Source organism: Streptomyces sp. QH1-20, assembly GCF_041283565.1.
Taxonomy (GTDB): Bacteria; Actinomycetota; Actinomycetes; order Streptomycetales; family Streptomycetaceae; genus Streptomyces; species Streptomyces syringius.
Map to the genome: position 1 here is coordinate 4,285,304 of NZ_CP166299.1, position 17,377 is coordinate 4,302,680.

General features: G+C 70.2%; 18 protein-coding genes and 1 tRNA gene. 14 read left to right on the forward strand and 5 right to left on the reverse strand.

Annotated elements, in window-relative coordinates; genetic code table 11:
- Nucleotides 1-73: 73 nt before the first annotated feature.
- From AB8O64_RS19340 to AB8O64_RS19375, 8 genes are all read left to right on the forward strand, one after another.
- A complete protein-coding gene (locus tag AB8O64_RS19340; protein ID WP_130878401.1) occupies nt 74-415 on the forward strand; it encodes a YbaB/EbfC family nucleoid-associated protein in 342 nt (113 codons plus the stop codon).
- A 114-nt stretch (nt 416-529) separates the two neighbouring features.
- A complete protein-coding gene (recR, locus tag AB8O64_RS19345) occupies nt 530-1,129 on the forward strand; it encodes a recombination mediator RecR (protein WP_130878400.1) in 600 nt (199 codons plus the stop codon).
- The gene (locus tag AB8O64_RS19350) at nt 1,122-1,778 is read left to right on the forward strand and encodes a DUF5063 domain-containing protein (RefSeq protein WP_130878399.1); all 657 of its coding nucleotides are present in this window, start codon (nt 1,122-1,124) and stop codon (nt 1,776-1,778) included. Before recR ends, AB8O64_RS19350 begins: the two co-directional genes overlap by 8 nt.
- A 238-nt stretch (nt 1,779-2,016) precedes the next feature.
- On the forward strand, nt 2,017-3,288 hold the full coding sequence (locus AB8O64_RS19355; RefSeq protein WP_130878398.1) for an aspartate kinase: 1,272 nt from the start codon (nt 2,017-2,019) through the stop codon (nt 3,286-3,288).
- Nucleotides 3,285-4,376 carry an aspartate-semialdehyde dehydrogenase gene (locus AB8O64_RS19360; protein WP_370420238.1) on the forward strand — a complete coding sequence of 364 codons (1,092 nt, stop codon included), beginning with the start codon at nt 3,285-3,287 and terminating at the stop codon, nt 4,374-4,376. Before AB8O64_RS19355 ends, AB8O64_RS19360 begins: the two co-directional genes overlap by 4 nt.
- Nucleotides 4,377-4,731: 355 nt before the next feature.
- A complete protein-coding gene (locus tag AB8O64_RS19365) occupies nt 4,732-5,307 on the forward strand; it encodes a SigE family RNA polymerase sigma factor (protein ID WP_242626134.1) in 576 nt (191 codons plus the stop codon).
- Complete coding sequence (locus tag AB8O64_RS19370) at nt 5,304-6,494, forward strand: hypothetical protein (protein ID WP_370420240.1); 1,191 nt, start codon at nt 5,304-5,306, stop codon at nt 6,492-6,494. The genes AB8O64_RS19365 and AB8O64_RS19370 overlap by 4 nt, the downstream gene beginning before the upstream one ends.
- A 237-nt stretch (nt 6,495-6,731) precedes the next feature.
- Complete coding sequence (locus AB8O64_RS19375) at nt 6,732-7,601, forward strand: SURF1 family protein (RefSeq protein WP_370420242.1); 870 nt, start codon at nt 6,732-6,734, stop codon at nt 7,599-7,601.
- Here the strand turns inward: AB8O64_RS19375 and AB8O64_RS19380 are convergent.
- Both AB8O64_RS19380 and AB8O64_RS19385 read right to left on the reverse strand, forming a co-directional pair.
- Nucleotides 7,498-9,387, reverse strand: coding sequence for a prolyl oligopeptidase family serine peptidase (locus AB8O64_RS19380; RefSeq protein ID WP_370420244.1), 1,890 nt, complete (start codon nt 9,385-9,387; stop codon nt 7,498-7,500). The genes AB8O64_RS19375 and AB8O64_RS19380 overlap by 104 nt on opposite strands.
- A 277-nt stretch (nt 9,388-9,664) precedes the next feature.
- Nucleotides 9,665-9,940 (reverse strand): hypothetical protein, encoded by a 276-nt coding sequence (locus AB8O64_RS19385; RefSeq protein WP_370420246.1) that lies wholly within the window; start codon nt 9,938-9,940, stop codon nt 9,665-9,667.
- 200 nt (nt 9,941-10,140) lie between these two features.
- On the opposite strand from AB8O64_RS19385, the gene AB8O64_RS19390 reads away from it, so the two are divergent.
- The 4 genes from AB8O64_RS19390 to AB8O64_RS19405 all read left to right on the forward strand — a co-directional run bounded on the left by AB8O64_RS19390 (nt 10,141) and on the right by AB8O64_RS19405 (nt 12,366).
- Complete coding sequence (locus AB8O64_RS19390) at nt 10,141-10,668, forward strand: DUF5994 family protein (protein ID WP_370420247.1); 528 nt, start codon at nt 10,141-10,143, stop codon at nt 10,666-10,668.
- Nucleotides 10,669-10,861: 193 nt separating this feature from the next.
- Entirely contained in the window at nt 10,862-11,410 is a 549-nt protein-coding gene (locus AB8O64_RS19395) for a DUF5994 family protein (RefSeq protein ID WP_370420249.1), read from the forward strand.
- 245 nt (nt 11,411-11,655) lie between these two features.
- Nucleotides 11,656-11,931 (forward strand): hypothetical protein, encoded by a 276-nt coding sequence (locus tag AB8O64_RS19400; protein WP_370420251.1) that lies wholly within the window; start codon nt 11,656-11,658, stop codon nt 11,929-11,931.
- Nucleotides 11,932-11,943: 12 nt separating this feature from the next.
- Entirely contained in the window at nt 11,944-12,366 is a 423-nt protein-coding gene (locus AB8O64_RS19405) for a DUF5994 family protein (protein WP_370420252.1), read from the forward strand.
- A gap of 82 nt (nt 12,367-12,448) precedes the next feature.
- Here the strand turns inward: AB8O64_RS19405 and AB8O64_RS19410 are convergent.
- Together AB8O64_RS19410 and AB8O64_RS19415 are read right to left on the reverse strand one after the other, a co-directional pair.
- Nucleotides 12,449-12,522 (reverse strand) — tRNA-Pro (locus tag AB8O64_RS19410).
- A 108-nt stretch (nt 12,523-12,630) separates the two neighbouring features.
- Nucleotides 12,631-13,557: a metallophosphoesterase gene (locus AB8O64_RS19415; protein WP_370420253.1), complete on the reverse strand. Its 927-nt coding sequence runs from the start codon at nt 13,555-13,557 to the stop codon at nt 12,631-12,633.
- A gap of 200 nt (nt 13,558-13,757) precedes the next feature.
- Here AB8O64_RS19415 and AB8O64_RS19420 point away from each other — a divergent pair, with 200 nt between their 5' ends.
- Nucleotides 13,758-14,222: a GatB/YqeY domain-containing protein gene (locus AB8O64_RS19420; protein WP_370420254.1), complete on the forward strand. Its 465-nt coding sequence runs from the start codon at nt 13,758-13,760 to the stop codon at nt 14,220-14,222.
- A 110-nt stretch (nt 14,223-14,332) separates the two neighbouring features.
- Here AB8O64_RS19420 and AB8O64_RS19425 read toward each other — a convergent pair whose 3' ends face one another.
- Entirely contained in the window at nt 14,333-16,519 is a 2,187-nt protein-coding gene (locus AB8O64_RS19425; protein ID WP_356451380.1) for a transglycosylase domain-containing protein, read from the reverse strand.
- Nucleotides 16,520-16,904: 385 nt separating this feature from the next.
- Here AB8O64_RS19425 and AB8O64_RS19430 point away from each other — a divergent pair, with 385 nt between their 5' ends.
- On the forward strand, nt 16,905-17,240 hold the full coding sequence (locus AB8O64_RS19430; protein WP_184739076.1) for a WhiB family transcriptional regulator: 336 nt from the start codon (nt 16,905-16,907) through the stop codon (nt 17,238-17,240).
- The last annotated feature ends 137 nt before the right edge of the window (nt 17,241-17,377 follow it).

Genomic DNA, 17,377 nt, shown 5'->3' on the forward strand with positions numbered 1-17,377 from the left:
AGGGCGCGGCGCGCGACGAGCACGTAGGCTCGGGCTACCGAAGCAATCGTCGTCGACAGCCAGGAGCGAACCCGTGATTCCCGGTGGTGGCCAGCCGAACATGCAGCAGCTGCTCCAGCAGGCCCAGAAGATGCAGCAGGACCTCGCCGCGGCCCAGGAGGAGCTGGCTCGGACCCCGGTCGAGGGCACGGCGGGCGGTGGCCTGGTGAAGGCCACGGTCACCGGTGCCGGCGAGCTCCAGGCCCTGGTCATCGACCCCAAGGCCGTGGACCCGGAGGACACCGAGACCCTCGCGGACCTCGTCCTCGCCGCGGTGCGCGACGCCAACGCCACCGCACAGCAGCTGCAGCAGCAGAAGCTGGGCCCGCTGGCCCAGGGCCTGGGTGGCGGCGGCATCCCCGGTCTGCCGTTCTGACCGGTTCGCCGTTGCCGGCGGCAGCGGACCGTTCCCGACCGGCGATCCGCGACCGCTGAAACACCCGTGACCGAAGACCCGTAACCGAAGAAGCGAAGCAGGAGAATCCGATCCGTGTATGAAGGCGTGGTCCAGGACCTCATCGACGAGTTGGGCAGGCTGCCCGGCGTCGGTCCCAAGAGCGCGCAGCGGATCGCCTTCCACATCCTCCAGGCCGAGCCGGCCGACGTCCGCCGGCTCGCCCACGCACTGACCGAGGTCAAGGCGAAGGTCCGATTCTGCGTGGTCTGCGGCAATGTGGCGCAGGAGGAGCGGTGCCGGGTCTGTTCGGACCCGCGCCGCGATCTCGCGGTGATCTGCGTCGTGGAGGAGTCCAAGGACGTCGTCGCGATCGAGCGGACGCGGGAATTCCGCGGTCGCTATCACGTGCTCGGTGGGGCGATCAGCCCCATCGAGGGCGTGGGCCCGGACGACCTGCGGATCCGTGAGCTGCTGGCGCGGCTCGCGGACGGCACGGTCACCGAGCTGATTCTGGCCACCGACCCCAATCTTGAGGGTGAGGCCACGGCCACGTACCTCGCGCGCATGGTGAAGCCCATGGGTTTGAAGGTCACGAGGCTGGCCAGTGGTCTGCCTGTGGGTGGAGATCTGGAATATGCCGACGAGGTCACGCTCGGGCGTGCCTTCGAAGGGAGACGACTTCTCGATGTCTGACGCAACGCTTCACGACGCCAAACGCGATCCGGACGATTTCGCGGTCCAGATCGCGGACTCGATCGAGAGCTTCATCGTGGCCGTCGCCGAGGTGTCCCGAGGCGACGAGCCCGACAGCGCTGTTCCCTTCCTGCTGCTGGAGGTTTCCCAGCTCATCCTGACCGGTGGTCGGCTGGGCGCCCACGAGGACTTCCTGCCGGACGAGCGGTACGAGCCGGACGTGGGCCCGGAGCCGGACGTCGACGAGCTGCGCGAGCGGTTCGCACGGCTGCTTGACCCGGTCGACGTCTATTCGGAGGTCTTCGACCCGTACGTGCCGCGCAGCATGCCCGTCGCGTGCCGGATCTCGGACGACCTGGCCGACATCATCACCGACCTGCGGCACGGCATGGCGCACTACCGCGACGGCCGGGTCAGCGAGGCGCTGTGGTGGTGGCAGTTCTCCTACCTCTCCAACTGGGGCCCGACCGCCTCCGCCGCGCTGCGCGCGCTGCAGTCGCTCGTCGCGCACGTACGGCTGGACCAGCCGCTGGACGAGCTGGGCGGGCTGGACACGGACGACGCCGCGGCGGAGGAGCAGCTGGCCGAGGAGGCGGGCAAGGTCATGGCGGCCGAGATCGCGGGCCCGCTGGGACTGCGCTCGATCTGAGCCGGGAGCCGGCACCGCCGCTCGGCGTGTGACCTGGCTTACGTTCCCGTGTGCGCTCCGGCGATACGGGCAGGGACCGTCGCGGACGGGCGCGGCCGGGTGCGACAGGGACGTCGCACGCAGTGCCGCGCCGGTCATGTGGTGAGCATGGTGTCTCACCATGTGATATTGGCGAGGTGGATTCGGCCTGCTCGTTAGACTGGGTCGACCTCATTACATATAGCTGCGAGGAGCGCACGTGGGCCTTGTCGTGCAGAAGTACGGAGGCTCCTCCGTTGCCGATGCCGAAGGCATCAAGCGGGTCGCCAAGCGAATCGTGGAAGCCAAGAAGAACGGCCACCAGGTGGTCGTCGTGGTTTCCGCGATGGGCGACACGACGGACGAGTTGATCGATCTCGCCGCGCAGGTTTCGCCGATCCCTGCCGGGCGCGAGTTCGACATGCTGCTGACCGCCGGAGAGCGAATCTCCATGGCGCTGCTGGCGATGGCGATCAAAAACCTCGGTCACGAGGCACAGTCGTTCACCGGCAGCCAGGCCGGAGTCATCACCGACTCGGTCCACAACAAGGCGCGGATCATCGATGTCACGCCGGGCCGCATCCAGCAGTCCGTCGACGCGGGCAACATCGCGATCGTAGCCGGATTCCAGGGTGTGTCCCAGGACAAGAAGGACATCACCACCCTGGGCCGCGGCGGTAGCGACACCACCGCCGTCGCGCTGGCCGCCGCGCTGAACGCCGAGGTGTGCGAGATCTACACCGACGTCGACGGGGTCTTCACCGCCGATCCGCGGGTCGTGAAGAAGGCCCGGAAGATCGAGTGGATCTCGTTCGAGGACATGCTGGAGCTGGCGAGCTCCGGGTCCAAGGTGCTGCTGCACCGCTGCGTCGAGTACGCACGCCGTTACAACATCCCGATCCACGTGCGCTCGTCCTTCTCGGGGCTCAAGGGCACGTGGGTCAGCAACGAACCGCAAGGGGACCAGCCGATGGAGCAGGCGATCATCTCGGGGGTTGCCCACGACACGTCCGAGGCGAAGGTCACGGTCGTCGGGGTGCCGGACAAGCCGGGCGAGGCCGCGACGATCTTCCGCGCGATCGCGGACGCCGAGATCAACATCGACATGGTCGTGCAGAACGTCTCGGCCGCGTCCACCGGGCTGACCGACATCTCCTTCACGCTGCCGAAGACCGAGGGCCGCAAGGCCATCGCGGCGCTGGAGAAGACGAAGGACAGCATCGGCTTCGACTCGCTGCGCTACGACGACCAGATCGCCAAGATCTCGCTGGTCGGCGCCGGGATGAAGACCAACCCCGGGGTCACCGCGACGTTCTTCGAGGCGCTGTCGAACGCCGGCGTGAACATCGAGCTGATCTCGACCTCCGAGATCCGTATCTCGGTCGTCACCCGTGCCGACGATGTGAACGAAGCGGTGCGCGCCGTGCACACGGCCTTCGGCCTGGACACCGAGAGCGACGAGGCGGTCGTCTACGGGGGCACCGGTCGATGACCGACGGCCATGCGGCCCGTACCGCGCGTACGGGCCGTAAGCCCACCCTCGCCGTCGTCGGCGCGACCGGCGCCGTCGGGACGGTCATGCTCGAGATCCTGTCGCAGCGCGAGGACGTCTGGGGCGAGATCCGTCTCGTCGCGTCCCCGCGCTCGGCGGGCCGGAAGCTGACCGTCCGGGGCGAGGAGGTCGAGGTTGTCGCGCTGAGCGAGGAGGCCTTCGAGGGCGTCGACGTCGCGATGTTCGACGTGCCCGACGAGGTCTCCGCGCGCTGGGCGCCGATCGCGGCTGCCAAGGGCGCCGTCGCCGTGGACAATTCCGGCGCCTTCCGGATGGACCCGGACGTGCCGCTGGTGGTGCCCGAGGTGAACGCGCACGCGGCCCGGATGCGGCCGCGCGGGATCATCTCCAATCCCAACTGCACCACCCTGTCGATGATCGTCGCGATGGGGGCCCTGCACGCCGAGTTCGGGCTGAGCGAGCTGATCGTCTCCTCGTACCAGGCGGCCTCCGGCGCGGGCAAGGACGGCGTCGACACCCTGCGCGCGCAGCTCGCGGCCGTCGTCGGTACGGAGCTGGGCACGCAGCCCGGCGATGTGCGGCGCGCGGTCGGGGACACGACGGGTCCGTTCCCGGCTCCGCTGGCGCTGAACGTCGTGCCGTGGGCCGGTTCGCTCAAGGAGGACGGCTGGTCCTCCGAGGAGCTCAAGGTCCGCAACGAATCCCGCAAGATCCTCGGGCTGCCGGACCTGCGGGTCACCGCGACCTGTGTCCGGGTTCCGGTGATCACCACGCACTCGCTGACCGTGCACGCCCGTTTCGAGAACGAGGTGACGGTCGGCCAGGCGCACGAGATCCTCTCCAACGCGCCGGGGGTCGTGCTCTTCGACGATCCGGCCGCGGGCGAATACCCCACACCCGCCGATGTCGTGGGCACCGACCCGACATGGGTCGGCCGGGTGCGGCGCTCGCTGGACGATCCGAAGGCGCTCGAACTCTTCGTCTGCGGCGACAACCTGCGCAAGGGCGCGGCCCTCAATACCGCCCAGATCGCAGAAGTCGTGGCGGCGGAGCTGACGGCCCCGTAATACTTGGGGGACGTGTGAAGGTCCTGTGATCAAGTCGTTGGTCCGGACCTCTTGAACTGGGCAGACGATCTGTTCGACGATTCGCTCCCCGCCCACTGCAACCGCAGCAGGGCGGGGAGCGTCTTTGTTGCCGTCTCTCGCGGCGGTACCAAAATCGGGGTATTCGGGAAGAGCTGGTACGCATGAGGGCAAATGGCGCATCGTCATTCGGCGCGTCGTCAAACGCGGTGCCTTGCGCGTACAACCCTGACGGGGGGAAGCGTGTCCAACAGGCGTGGCAGAGGTCATCAGCATCGCAACCGCCCCGAGGCGGAGCAGCGCCGCGGCGCGCCCGCGTTCGCGCACGTCGGGCGGCATGCCGGTGATCGCCCCCTGGTCCGCCACCCGCCCCGCGCAGATCCCCCCGCAGCGTGGGGACGCTGACGAGGCGATGGCTGCGGGCACCACAGTCGACCATCTCACCGAGACCTACCGCGCCCACTACCGGTCGCTGCTCGGCCTCGCCGCCCTGCTCCTGGACGACACCGCCTCCTGTGAGGACGTGGTGCAGGAAGCCTTCATACGGGTGCATTCCGCGCGCAACCGCGTCCGTGACCCGGAAAAGACCCTCGCCTATTTGCGGCAGACTGTCGTCAATCTGTCCCGCTCCGCGCTTCGCCGCCGCATTCTCGGGCTGAAGCTTCTCTCCAAGCCGATGCCCGATATGGCGAGCGCGGAAGAGGGCGCGTACGAACAGCTGGAGCGCGACCAATTGATTCAAGCGATGCGTGGACTGCAGCGCCGCCAGCGCGAGGTCCTGGTTCTGCGCTACTTCGCCGACATGACCGAGGTGCAGGTCGCCGAGACGCTGGGCCTTTCGCTCGGCTCGGTCAAGGCGTACGGCTCGCGGGGCATCGCGGCGCTGCGCGTGGCCATGGAGGCCCCGGCATGAACCACCACTTCCCGGGCGGTCGCCGGAACCAGGACGTCCGTAAGGATCAGGAGCCTGGCCAGGAGCAACAGCAGGACCAGGACTGTCGCCTCGGTCAGGTCGGTCAGGACTTCGGCGCGGATGCGGGCGCGCGTGCGGGTACGGCTGACGGCGGCGTGAGTGATGTCGACGTGAGCGATGTCGACGAGCAGGCGCTGCGCCGGCTGCTGCACGGCGCCGTCGGCGATCTCGAACCCTCCGCCGACGCGCTGGAGCACCTGCGGCGTGCCGTCCCCGCCCGGCGTACACGGCGTCGCCAGGCTGTCGTCGGCGTGGCGGCGGCCGTGATCCTCGGCGGTACGGCCATGCCCGCGCTGCTGCGCGTCGCCACCACCGGCGGCGCCGCCGACGACCGTCCGGCCAACGCCGCGAGCAGCCAGCAGACCGAGGAGGGCGCCGCCGAGGGGCGGCGCAGCGGTGGCGGCGAGGGCGAGGAGCCCGAGGTGGGCTCTTCCCACCCGGCCGACCGCAAGGACGAGGAGCACAAGGAGGAGCGCAAGGGAGAGGACGCCCGCCCCGAGAGCCACGCGGGCGGTGCCACGGGCGGCCCCCTCCCCGGCCCCACCAGCACCCTCGCCGCGACCTCGCCGACCTGCGACCGCAACCAGCTCGGCAACGGCGCGGGCAGCGTCGGCGTGGCCGACCGTGAAGGCCGCGTCTACGGCTCCTTCCGCGTCGTCAACGTCTCCCATGCCGTGTGCACGGTGGGCGGCCCGGGCGCCGTCGATGTCGCGGGGCAGGGCAGCGCCGACACCTCCCGGGTCTCCGTCGTGGACCACACGGCCGGTGACGCCGCGACCGGGCTGCCCGACCCGTCCACCGAGCCCAGCGAGGTGATCCTCCAGCCCGGCCAGGCCTACGAGGTCAAGTTCGCCTGGGTCCCGGCGTCCGGCGGCGGGCCGAGCGGCTGCGCCAGCGACGGCGGAGGCGGCGCCTCCCCGTCGCCCGTCGCGAGCACCCCACCGGCCTCCGGCACCACGGCCATGGACCAGCCGACGGGCCAGGACACCCCCGAGCCGAAGCCGCCGGCGAGCGTCGTGGTCAGCCACACCCCGGACACCGGGGAGCCCACCGCCGCGGACGCGAAGATCAACGACGCCTGCGCCGGCACGGTCTACCGCACCGGTCCGCTCGCCACCAAGCCGTAGGGCCTGTCCGGCGGATCTTCGTGGGCTCCCGACGCCCGGCACGCACGCTCGCCGCGTTGTCGAAAGGCGCCCGAGTACGCCCAGTACGAGGGCGACCCTCCGCCGTGCGATCGCACGCCCCGGACGCCGCTCGCTGATCCACGAAGATCCGCCGGACAGGCCCTGGCGCGCGGCCCGGCCGCCCGGAACGGGAGGGGCCGGTGCCGCCCGGTGGATCCGTGCCCGTACCGTGGTGGTGTGTATCGGTTCCTGCTGACTCCCCGCTGGTGGGGGATCAACGTCTTCGCCGTGCTGGCCATGGTCGTGTGTCTGTTCATGGGCAGCTGGCAGCTCGGCCGCTTCGAGTCGCGCGTCGACTCGCACCGCGAACAGCAGACGCAGGCCGACAGCGCCCGCACCGCCGCCGCCGAGCCGCTGCGCGATCTGCTGCCGGTGAGCACCGAGACCTCCGGCCGTCAGGCCACCGCGACCGGCCGCTACGACACCGCGCACCAGCTGCTTGTCCCGGACCGGGACCTCGAGGACCGCAAGGGCTTCTACGTCCTGACCCTCCTTCGGACCGACGGTGGCAAGGCCCTGCCCGTCGTGCGGGGCTGGCTGCCCGGCGACGCGAGCTCCCGGGCCGACGCCGCCAAGGTGCCCGCCCCGCCCGTCGGCCACGTCACCGTGACCGGCGCGCTGCAGTCCTCGGAGAACGTCGGCTCCAAGGGCGTACGGGCGGGCGGCGGCCTGCCCCAGGGGCAGCTCGGTGTGATCAGCGCGGCTTCGCTGGTCAACCTCGTGCCGTACCAGGTGTATGACGCGTGGATCACCACCCCCGAGGCATCGGGCGCCATGGTCCCGGTGCCCCCGTCGGCGGCCCCCGGCAGTGGCCTCGACCTCAAGGCCTTCCAGAACCTCGGCTACACGGGCGAGTGGTTCGCCGTCGCCGGCTTCATCGTCTTCATGTGGTTCCGGCTGTTCCGCCGGGAGACGGAAGCCGCCCGCGACCTTGCGCTCGGCATCACCCCCGAGAACCCGAGCGGTCCGGATCGCCCGGACGGCCAGAACGGTCCGAGCGGCCCAGATGGCGCTCCGCAAAAGCGATCTCCAGCCGAAGTTGCTTGATCCGCTCCTCCACCACCAGCGAGCCGTGCCCCGCGTCATAGCGGTACACCTCGTGCGGATGGCCCCGTTCCGCGAGCCGGTCCACGTAGTTCTCGACCTGCTGGATCGGGCAGCGCGGGTCGTTCATGCCCGCGGAGATATAGACCGGGGCCCGGACGTCGTCGACGTACGTCAGCGGTGACGACGCGGCGTAGCGCTCCGGAACCTCCTCCGGGGTGCCGCCCAGCAACGTACGGTCCAGGGCCTTCAGCGCCTCCATCTCGTCGTGATAGGCCGTCACGTAGTCCGCCACGGGGACCGCCGCGAGCCCCAGCGCCCAGGCGTCCGGCTGGGTGCCGAGGCCCAGCAGCGTCAGGTATCCGCCCCACGAGCCGCCCGCCAGGACCAGCCGCTGCGGGTCCGCGAGCCCGCTCGCCACGGCCCAGTCCCGTACCGCGGCGATGTCCTCCAGCTCGATCAGCCCCACCCGGTGCTTGAGCGCGTCCGTCCACGCCCGGCCGTAGCCGGTCGAGCCGCGGTAGTTGACCCGCACGACCGCGAAGCCGTGATCCACCCAGGCCGCCGGACCCGCGGCGAAGGCATCGCTGTCGTGCCAGGTCGGACCGCCGTGGATGTCGAAGACGGTCGGGAAGGGCCCCTCGCCCGCGGGCTTCTGCACCAGCGCGTGCACATCGCCGCCCGGGCCCGGCACCCACGCGTCGCTGACCGGCACCGAGTCCGGGGCGCTGCCGATCCCGTGGGCCGGCGCCGGCGGGTCCAGCACGACCCGCCCGCTCGTGGACCGCACCACCGGCGGCTTCGCGGCCGAGGACCACAGGAACTCCACGGTCCCGTCCGGCCGGGGCAGCGCCCCGGACACCGTGCCCTCCGGTGTCTCCAGCCGGGTCAGCTCGCCGCTTCCCAGCTCGTACCGCCACAGCTCGCTGCGCGCCTGATAGCTGTGCTCGATCAGCAGGGCGGAGCCGTCCGGATACCAGTCCGCGCCCAGGTCACCGGGCAGCTCGACGGCGAGCGTCGTCTCCTCGCCCGTCACCGGGTCCCACAACAGGGGCTCCCAGCGGCCGCGCCGCTGGTGCCCGACGAGCAGCCGGGAGTCCCCGTCGACCGGCGCGAAGCCCATGGCGGACAGACCCAGCTCCTCGGTGCCGCCCCTGGTGTCGTCCAGCTCGGCGACGGGCGTGCCGTCCGTCCTGACGACACGGATCGCCGAGTGCATGGCGTCGCCGTGCTCGGTGTGCTCGATCGCGATCAGTGTGCCGTCGTGGGACAGATCGCCGACGCCCGCGGACTCGGCGTGGCGGTAGATCTCCACGGGCTCGGCCCCGGGCCGCACGACGTGGATCGTCGAGCCGCCCTTGTCCGTGGACCGCCCCACGACAGCTGTGCCGTCCCGGCCGAGGGCCAGCCCGTCGGGGTAGGAGGGATCGAGGCCGGGCGTCGCGGGCTCGTCCTGCCCGCCGTGGAAGGGCTGCCGCATCCAGACGCCGAACTCGTCGCCGTCCTTGTCCGAGAACCACCAGATCCACTCGCCGTCCGGGGACAGCAGACCGCCCGTCGTCCCGTTCGGCCGGTCGGTCGCCTGCCGCTGGGCGCCCGTCGCCCGGTCCCATGCGTACAGCTCGAAGGTGCCCGTCACGTTCGACGTGAACAGCGACCGGTCCGGGGCGTCCTCCGCCCACCTCGGCAGCCCTACCCGCGGCGCCCGGAAGCGCCTCTCCCAATCCGGCATGGACCCGTCGGCCCCCATGGACCCGTCGCCCCGCTGGGGCCCGTTGCTCTCAGTCATGCCCCCCATTCTGCGCCGAACGGGCGACAACATGCCCGGAGCTGCCGCAGCCTGTGGATAACTCCTCGCCGCCGGGCCGGACCATCGCGCGCCGACCGGTGGGGGAGCGGTCCGCGGGGGTCCCGCCGCGGTCGTGCCAACGGCCCCGGCACGTACATACCGGGGCCGCCCTTTCAGGTCGTTGCACGTGAGAGTGCGCGGACCCACTTCCCACGCTACGCCCGAGGCGATATCCCGGCCAGACGATTACCGGAATGCGGAGCGGAAAAGCAGCCTCTCAGTCGCCGCGCTGCTCCTCCTCGGCCTCCATGAGGCGAATTCCCTGGTGTGTCAGTGTGACCATTGACGGCGTATTTCCCGTCGCCCAGTCGACCACGATCAAGCCCTCGCCGGCCAGATATGTGCAGGCGGCTGCCAGGTCCTCTTCGTGGACATCGAGGTCGTCGCGGAGCTTCGCCCCGGTGACGCCCAGGAGGCGGTTCCCCTCCGTGGCTTCGTAGAGCGCCTGCAGGACCATCTCGCGGTAGTGCTTCCGCTCGCGCAGTGTTGCCATGTCTGCCGCCTTGTCCACATCCGGCGTTGCCTTTTCACTCTACTCCGGCCAGAACGCCAGAAGGCCTGTGACCAGCTACTTTCCCGTCTCGCCGGACGAATTCGGCGAACGGGCCGCTGTTTCGGCCGCAGAGTAAGGTGAAACCACCGAGGGCATTCCGCTTGCGGTGTATGCCGGTCCCGCAGACGGGAGAATCCATCATGGCCGACTCCGAATTCCCGGACCTTCCCAAGCTTCTGCCGGACGCGATCCACCGGGCCGTGAAACCCGGGACGGCTCTCGTGCGGCTGGAGACGACACACTCGCGTGAGGGGATTCTCGACGGCGCGTGGTGGCCGCGCTCCCGCGATATCCGTACCGAACTCCCCGGTCTGATCATGGCGTTGACCGAGCACCTCGGCCCCATCGCGCGTGTGGGCCTGGACGCGAGCGCCTGGGACGAACTCCCGATGCGCCTCGTCGTCGACGACCGGGTCGTGCACATCGACTCCTTTCCGGCCGGTGACGACACGGTTCTCATCACCCGAGGCGACAACGACCACTTCTCCGTGCTGGTGATCCCGCCGCAGGCGACGCCGGACGCGGCACGCGCCGCGATGGCCCGGGCGGTGCGGGTCGGCAACGTCACCCAGGCCGAGCAGATTCTTATCGAGACCGGCACCCATCCGGTCCACCCGAGCCCCGCGGAAGCGCCGCGTCCGGACCCGGGAGGCGAGGACGGGACGTGACGCCCCGCCCGAGTCCTGGACCACCCCTGCCGACCGTGGGAAACCGGTGCCCGAGCGGGCACCCGTTCAAGGTGATGGCGGAGTAGGCTCGGCTCACCGAGAATTCTTCGCGCACCGGCTTCACGCAGGTGCCGTTCTCGGCGAGCCATCAGTCCGGGCAGACGCAAGACGCGCCCGGAGACGGGTCCGCGTCATGACGACGACCAGTACCCCCACGACGTCCCTGATCGAGAGCGCGCCGCCGCTGCCGGTGCGCCTGTTCCTCAACCCGGCTGCCACCCGTCCAGGCCCGGTGGACGGTGCCTGGTGGCCTTATTCACGCGACCTCACCCGTGAACTCCCCGCCTTGGCCATGGCATTGGACCTGCCCTGGGGGCGCATCACCCGCGTCGCGGTGAACCCCGTCCACTGGCCCGTCATCCCCAGCAAGGTCCCCGTGGGCAGACGGGTGGTGCACGTGGGCTGGTTCGTCGAGCAGGACCCCCACGACCTGCTGTTGCTCTCCTTCCGTGTCGGTCGCTGGGACCTCCTGGTGATCCCTCCGGAGACTGCCCCCGACACCGCCGCCCGGCTGATGGCCGCGGCCGGAGACCCGGGCAACCGCCTCACGGCGAGCGGCCTCATGGCCGCGGCGCGGGACGACAGCACGGATGAGACGGCCTGGGAATCCGAGGGCGGGCACGGCCCCGCCGACACGTCACGGGCGAAGGGCCCACAAGTACCTCGGCACGCGGAGACATGACCTCCATGGGCACTCCCGCCGTCGTGGCGATGGTGCCCCCAACGAACGCCCTGGGAGAAATTCGTGATCCATCTGCTCAACGGACAGCACCCCCGACGCGCCGAGACCTCTCCCCACGAACGCCATGCGCCGGATTCCCGCGACCGTTCCGGCCACGGTGAGCGCCGCGACCACCGGGACGGCGGCCGCGGACGACTGCGTCCACGCCGCCGGCTCCGCAGCAGGGCGCACTCCCGGAGCCGGGCGTGACCCGCGAACGCCCGGCGGCGTCCGCGCCCGGGCAGACGCTGCCCGCCGCCGGTCTCGCGGAGGTCCGGATCATCGCCGCGTCCCCCGAAACGGCACGACGGATCACCGAAGTGCTCCGCCTCCGCTTCGCCGCCACCGAACCGCGCGGTTACGACCCCGGCGACGGCGCCACCGGACTCCACCTCACCGTGGACACCATCCACGCCCCCGAGGTCCTCGGGCCGTTCCGGCCCCGCCTGGTCACCGACCCCCCGCTCCGCGACGAGAACTGAAAGGCCCACCACGTGACCGGCACCATGAGCGAGCCGACTCTTCCCCCGCAGCAGGCCTTCCTCGCCGCCCGGTTGACCCTGGCAGGGCCGGACCCCGGCCTGCGCCGGACCGACGGCGCGTGGTGGCCCCGTTCACACGACCTGGGGGACGAACTGCCCGCTCTGCTCATCGCGCTGAATGCCAGGTGGGGCGGGATCACCCGGGTCACGGTGGACAGCGGCATGTGGCCCGTCGGCCCCCGCCGGATGACCCTCGCGGGCCGGGTGGTGCATCTGAGCCGGTGCGGCACCGCCGCCGGCCGGCACAAGATCTGTCTGCTGTCCTACGGCATCGGCCGCTGCGACCTGCTGGTCGTACCGCCCGAATCACCGCCGGACGAAGCCCGTCACCTCATGGACGAGGCACGCGACACGCCCTCTTCCATAAATCTCTGACGGGGTTCCAAAAGACCCCGGAAACCACTCAGGGGCCTGACCCGCTTTCGCGGATCAGGCCCCTGACCTGGTGTTTCAGCTGTCGGGGTGGCGGGATTTGAACCCACGACCTCTTCGTCCCGAACGAAGCGCGCTGCCAAGCTGCGCTACACCCCGATGTGCCCCCGAGTTTCTGCTTTCGCAGTTCCCCGGCGCAACGAGCTCTACTTTAGCGGACCCGGGCCCGGAGACGAAATCCGATTCCCGGGGCCGCTCGCGCGGGGCTCAGTCGCGCGCGGTCAGGGTGATCAGGGTGGCCTCGGGCGGGCACGCGAAGCGGACCGGCGTGTAGCGGTTGGTGCCGCAGCCCGCGGAGACATGGAGGTAGGAGCGGTTGCCGCCGGCCCGGTGGGTGGAGAGGCCCTTCACGCGCTTCGTGTCGATGTCGCAGTTGGTGACGAGAGCGCCGTAGAAGGGGATGCAGAGCTGGCCGCCGTGGGTGTGCCCGGCGAGGATCAGCGGGTAGCGGTCGGCGGTGAAGGCGTCGAGCACCCGGAGGTAGGGGGCGTGGACGACGGCGAGCGAGAAGTCGGCGTCCTCGCGCGGGCCGCCCGTGACGTGGGCGTACCGGTCGCGCTTGATGTGCGGGTCGTCGAGGCCGGTCAGGGCGATCTCATAGCCGTCGATCTTGAGGCTGCCCCGGGTGTTGGTGAGGTTGACCCAGCCCGCGCAGTCGAAGCCGTCGCGCAGGTCCTCCCACGGGTTGTGGATCGCGGCGACCGCGGGGGCGTTGCCGTTCAGCCCGTGCCGGCCGCTGGCCTTCTCCAGCAGATAGCGGGCGGGGTTGCGCAGCTTGGGCCCGTAGTAGTCGTTGGAGCCGAAGACGTAGGCGCCGGGGAACTCCATCAGCGGGCCGAGGGCGTCGAGCGTCTCGGGCACGCCCTCGGGGTCGGAGAGGTTGTCGCCGGTGTTGATGACGAAGTCGGGGCGCAGCCCGGCCAGGGACTGGAGCCAGCGCTGCTTCTTGCGCTGTCCGCCGACCATGTGGATGTCGGAGACCTGGAGGACCCGCAGCGGCCGCATGCCTCGCGGCAGCACGGGCACCGTGACCCGCCGCAGTCGGAAGGAACGGACTTCGAAGCCGGCGGCATAGGCAATGCCGGCGGCGCCGACGGCCGTGATTCCCAGGGGTACTCCGTATCGCGCGCGCATGCTGCCCATGGTCGCAGACCGCGGGGGCCGCCGGGTCACGGGCCGGGGGCAAAGCGGGAGTTGCAAGAGGCGAGGGTGGCCGTAGGGGGTGGCGGGGGTTCTATGACCGGGCCCTCGCCGGTTCCCGCGGGGGCGCCCTCGTCAGCCGCCCCGGCCGTTAATGCGGAGCGCACGCGTGGGCCGGGTGCGAAGATTGCGCCATGACCACCCTCAAGTCCAAGCTCCACGATGACCTCACGACCGCCATCAAGGCGCGCGACGAGCTGCGCTCCTCGACGCTCCGCCTCACCCTCTCCGCGATCGCTTACGAGGAGACCGCGGGCAAGTCCGCCCGTGAGCTCTCCGACGACGAGGTGCAGAAGGTGATCACGCGCGAGGCCAAGAAGCGTCGCGAGGCGGCCGAGGCCTTCGACAAGGGCGGCCGGGCCGACTCGGCCGAGCGGGAGCGCGCGGAGGGCGAGGTGCTCGCCGAGTACCTCCCCCAGCAGCTGACGGACGAGGAGCTGGCCACGATCGTGGCGGCCGCGGTGGCGGAGGCCCAGGCCGGCGGCGCCGAGGGGCCCCGTGCGATGGGCGCGGTCATGAAGATCGTGAACCCGCAGGTGGCGGGCCGCGCCGAGGGCGGCCGGGTCGCCGCCCAGGTGAAGAAGCTCCTCGCGGTCTGATCACCGGATACCTACGCCGGAGGGGCGCCCGGACCGTATAGGTTCCGGGCGCCCCTCCGCGTTGCTGTGGTCCGAGGGCCCTGTGGGGATTTCCTCGGGGTTCCCGTGGGCTATCGCCCGTCGTTGCCGCCGATGACGCCCGGCGGGATGGAGAACCGGGGCCACGGCTTGTTCTTGCCGGGCTTGTTCGGCTTGTTGGGCTTGCCCCGGCCGCCCTTGTCCGAGCCCTTGGGCTTCTCGGGTTCGGCGATCGCGACGGTGTCGAAGGTCGGCGCGGGCTTGCCCTCCAGCGCCCCGGCCATGGCGTCACGCCAGATGGGGCCCGGGGTGTCACCGCCGTAGACCTTGTCGTGGTACTGGCCGCCGATGGTGATGCCCTCCATCTCGACGTCCTTGCCCGAGCCGCCGACCCAGACCGCCCCGGCCATGTTCGGGGTGTAGCCGACGAACCAGGCGGCCTTGCGCTCGTCCGTCGTACCGGTCTTGCCGGCGCTGTCCCGGCCGCTGAGCCCGGCCTCCTTGCCCGTACCGTCCTCGACCACGCCCTTGAGCAGGGTGTTGACGGTGTCGGCGGTCTCCTCGGACATGGCCCGGGAGCAGTGCGACTTCGGCACGTTCAGGCTCTTGCCGTTCGGACCGGTGGCGGAGCCGATGAGGACGGGGGTGCAGTACTTGCCGCCGTTGGCGAACGCGGCGTAGGCCGCCGCCATCTTCAGCGGCGACATGCCCTGCGTACCGAGGGCGATCGACGGCACCTGGTCGATCTTCGCGCCGGACGCGGGCTTCAGGCCCAGCTTCGTCGCCATCTTCGTCACCGGGCAGACGCCGATGTCGCCGATCATCTGGATGAAGTAGGTGTTGACCGACTTCCCGGTCGCCTCCCGCATCCCGTACGGGCCGACCTCACTGCGGTTCTCGTTGCTGACCATGTCGCCCCCGCCGTTCTTCCAGGGGCGGCCGCAAGTCTCGACCTCGTCCGGGTAGGGCATCTGGTACGGCGAGGAGTACACCTTGTTGGGCGAGATGCCCTCTTCCAGGGCGGCCGCCGCGAGGATCGGCTTGAAGGTCGAGCCGGTCTGGAAACCGAAGTTCGACCCGCTCATGGCCTTGTCGGCCGAGAGGTTGATCTGCGTCTGGAACTCGCCGAAGCCGTACGGGCGGGACTGCCCCATGCCGAGCACCTTGCCGGTGCCGGGCTCGACGATGGAGACGGCGGTGGCCACCGGGTCCGACTGGTAGACGTGATCGGTGATCGACTTCTGTACGGACTTCTGGGTCTGCGGGTCCAGGGTCGTCCGGATCGTCATGCCGCCCTGGTTCCACCGCTTGGCCCGCGCCTCCTTCGTCTTGCCGAAGACGGGGTCCTGGAGGAACACCTCGCGCACGTAGTCGCAGAAGAAGCCGGCGCCGTTGACGGCGGTGATGCAGCCGCTCTTGGGGCGGCTGACCTTGAGCTTGAGCGGCTTGGCCTGGGCGGCGGCGGCCTCGGCCGGGGTGATGTTCTTCGTCTCGGCCATGCGCTGCAGCACGATGTTGCGGCGCTTGGTGGCTTCCTTCGGGGCGTTGACCGGGTCGAAGCGGCTCGGTGACTGGACGATGCCGGCCAGCAGCGCGGACTCGTCGAGGGTGAGGTCCTTGGCCCGCTTGCTGAAGTAGCGCTGGGCGGCGGCCTCCACGCCGTAGGACTGCTGCCCGAAGAAGGTGATGTTCAGATAGTTGTTGAGGATGCGCTCCTTGCCGAGTTCCTTCTCGACCTGGATGGCGTACTTCAGCTCCTTGACCTTGCGGCCGATGGTCTGCTGAGTGGCGACGGCGACCTTCGCCGGGTCGTCGCCCGCCTCCTCGACGAACACGTTCTTGACGTACTGCTGGGTGAGCGTCGAGGCACCCTCGGAGACGCCGCCGGACTGCGCGTTCTTGTTGAGCGCGCGGAGCACGCCCTTGAGGTCCACGGCACCGTGCTCGTAGAAGCGGGCGTCCTCGATCGCGACGATCGCCTTCCGCATGTACGGCGAGATCTGACTCAGCGGCACGACCGTGCGGTCGCGGGAGTACACCTTTGCTATCTCGCCGCCCTGGGCGTCGAGGATGGTGGTGCGCTGGCTCAGGGGCGGGGTTTTGAGATTGGCCGGGATCTCGTCGAATCCTTCGACGGACTCCTTGGCCGCCAGCCCCATCGCCCCGATCGCCGGCAGGGCCAGACCCGCCAGGACCGCTCCGGAGAGCACGCTGACGCCTAGGAATTTCGCGGCCTGCCGGGTCACGGTGGGACCCTCGCCCGAGCGCTTCTTAGCCATAGGAGGAAGCCTACGTTCTCATTCGGCGGACAGACGCCCGTGTGTTCGCCTACGCTGTTTCACGCCAGTAACTGTGGTGCGGTTCCGCATCACCGCCGCTCTCACTCTTGTGAGTGATGAGACGTGTCCGTATTGCCGCCTGTGTTACCGGGTGCCCGCCGCTACAAGGGCGGACCGTCCCGGTATGCGGTGGTTGGTCGCTGATGTCGCCAGGTCACTCCGTTGGGTGATCTGCCGCGTACGCATAGTCCGTTCGGGCCATTCAAGATTGGGCCCGAAGGGGGTGTTGCCCCCTGTCTGCCTTCCGTAACGTCCTCAACTGGCAACGGTGAATATGCCGCTGCCGCCGTGGGGGAGCCTCGATTCGGGAGAGGACGGCGCCAGCATGAGCTGGGTAACCGACTGGAGTGCGCAGGCAGCCTGCCGCACTACCGATCCGGATGAACTATTCGTTCAGGGCGCAGCGCAGAACAGGGCCAAGGCGGTCTGCACCGGGTGCCCGGTGCGTACGGAGTGTCTGGCCGACGCGCTGGACAACCGTGTGGAGTTCGGCGTGTGGGGCGGGATGACCGAGCGCGAGCGGCGGGCGCTGCTGCGCCGTCGGCCCACGGTCACGTCGTGGCGCAGGCTCTTGGAGACGGCCCGTACGGAGTACGAGCGCGGTTCCGGGATCCTGCCGCTGGGCGACGAGGAGTACGACGAGTACGCCGCCGTCGGGTAGCCGACGGGTGGTGGACGGCGGGTAGCCGACGGCGCCCGTGCCGGTGCCCGTACCCCTGTTGGTACCGGCGTCGGTCGCGGTTGCGCGCACGCCGACGTCCTTCAGCGATGTCGAGCGGTGACGTCGGGCTGACGTCG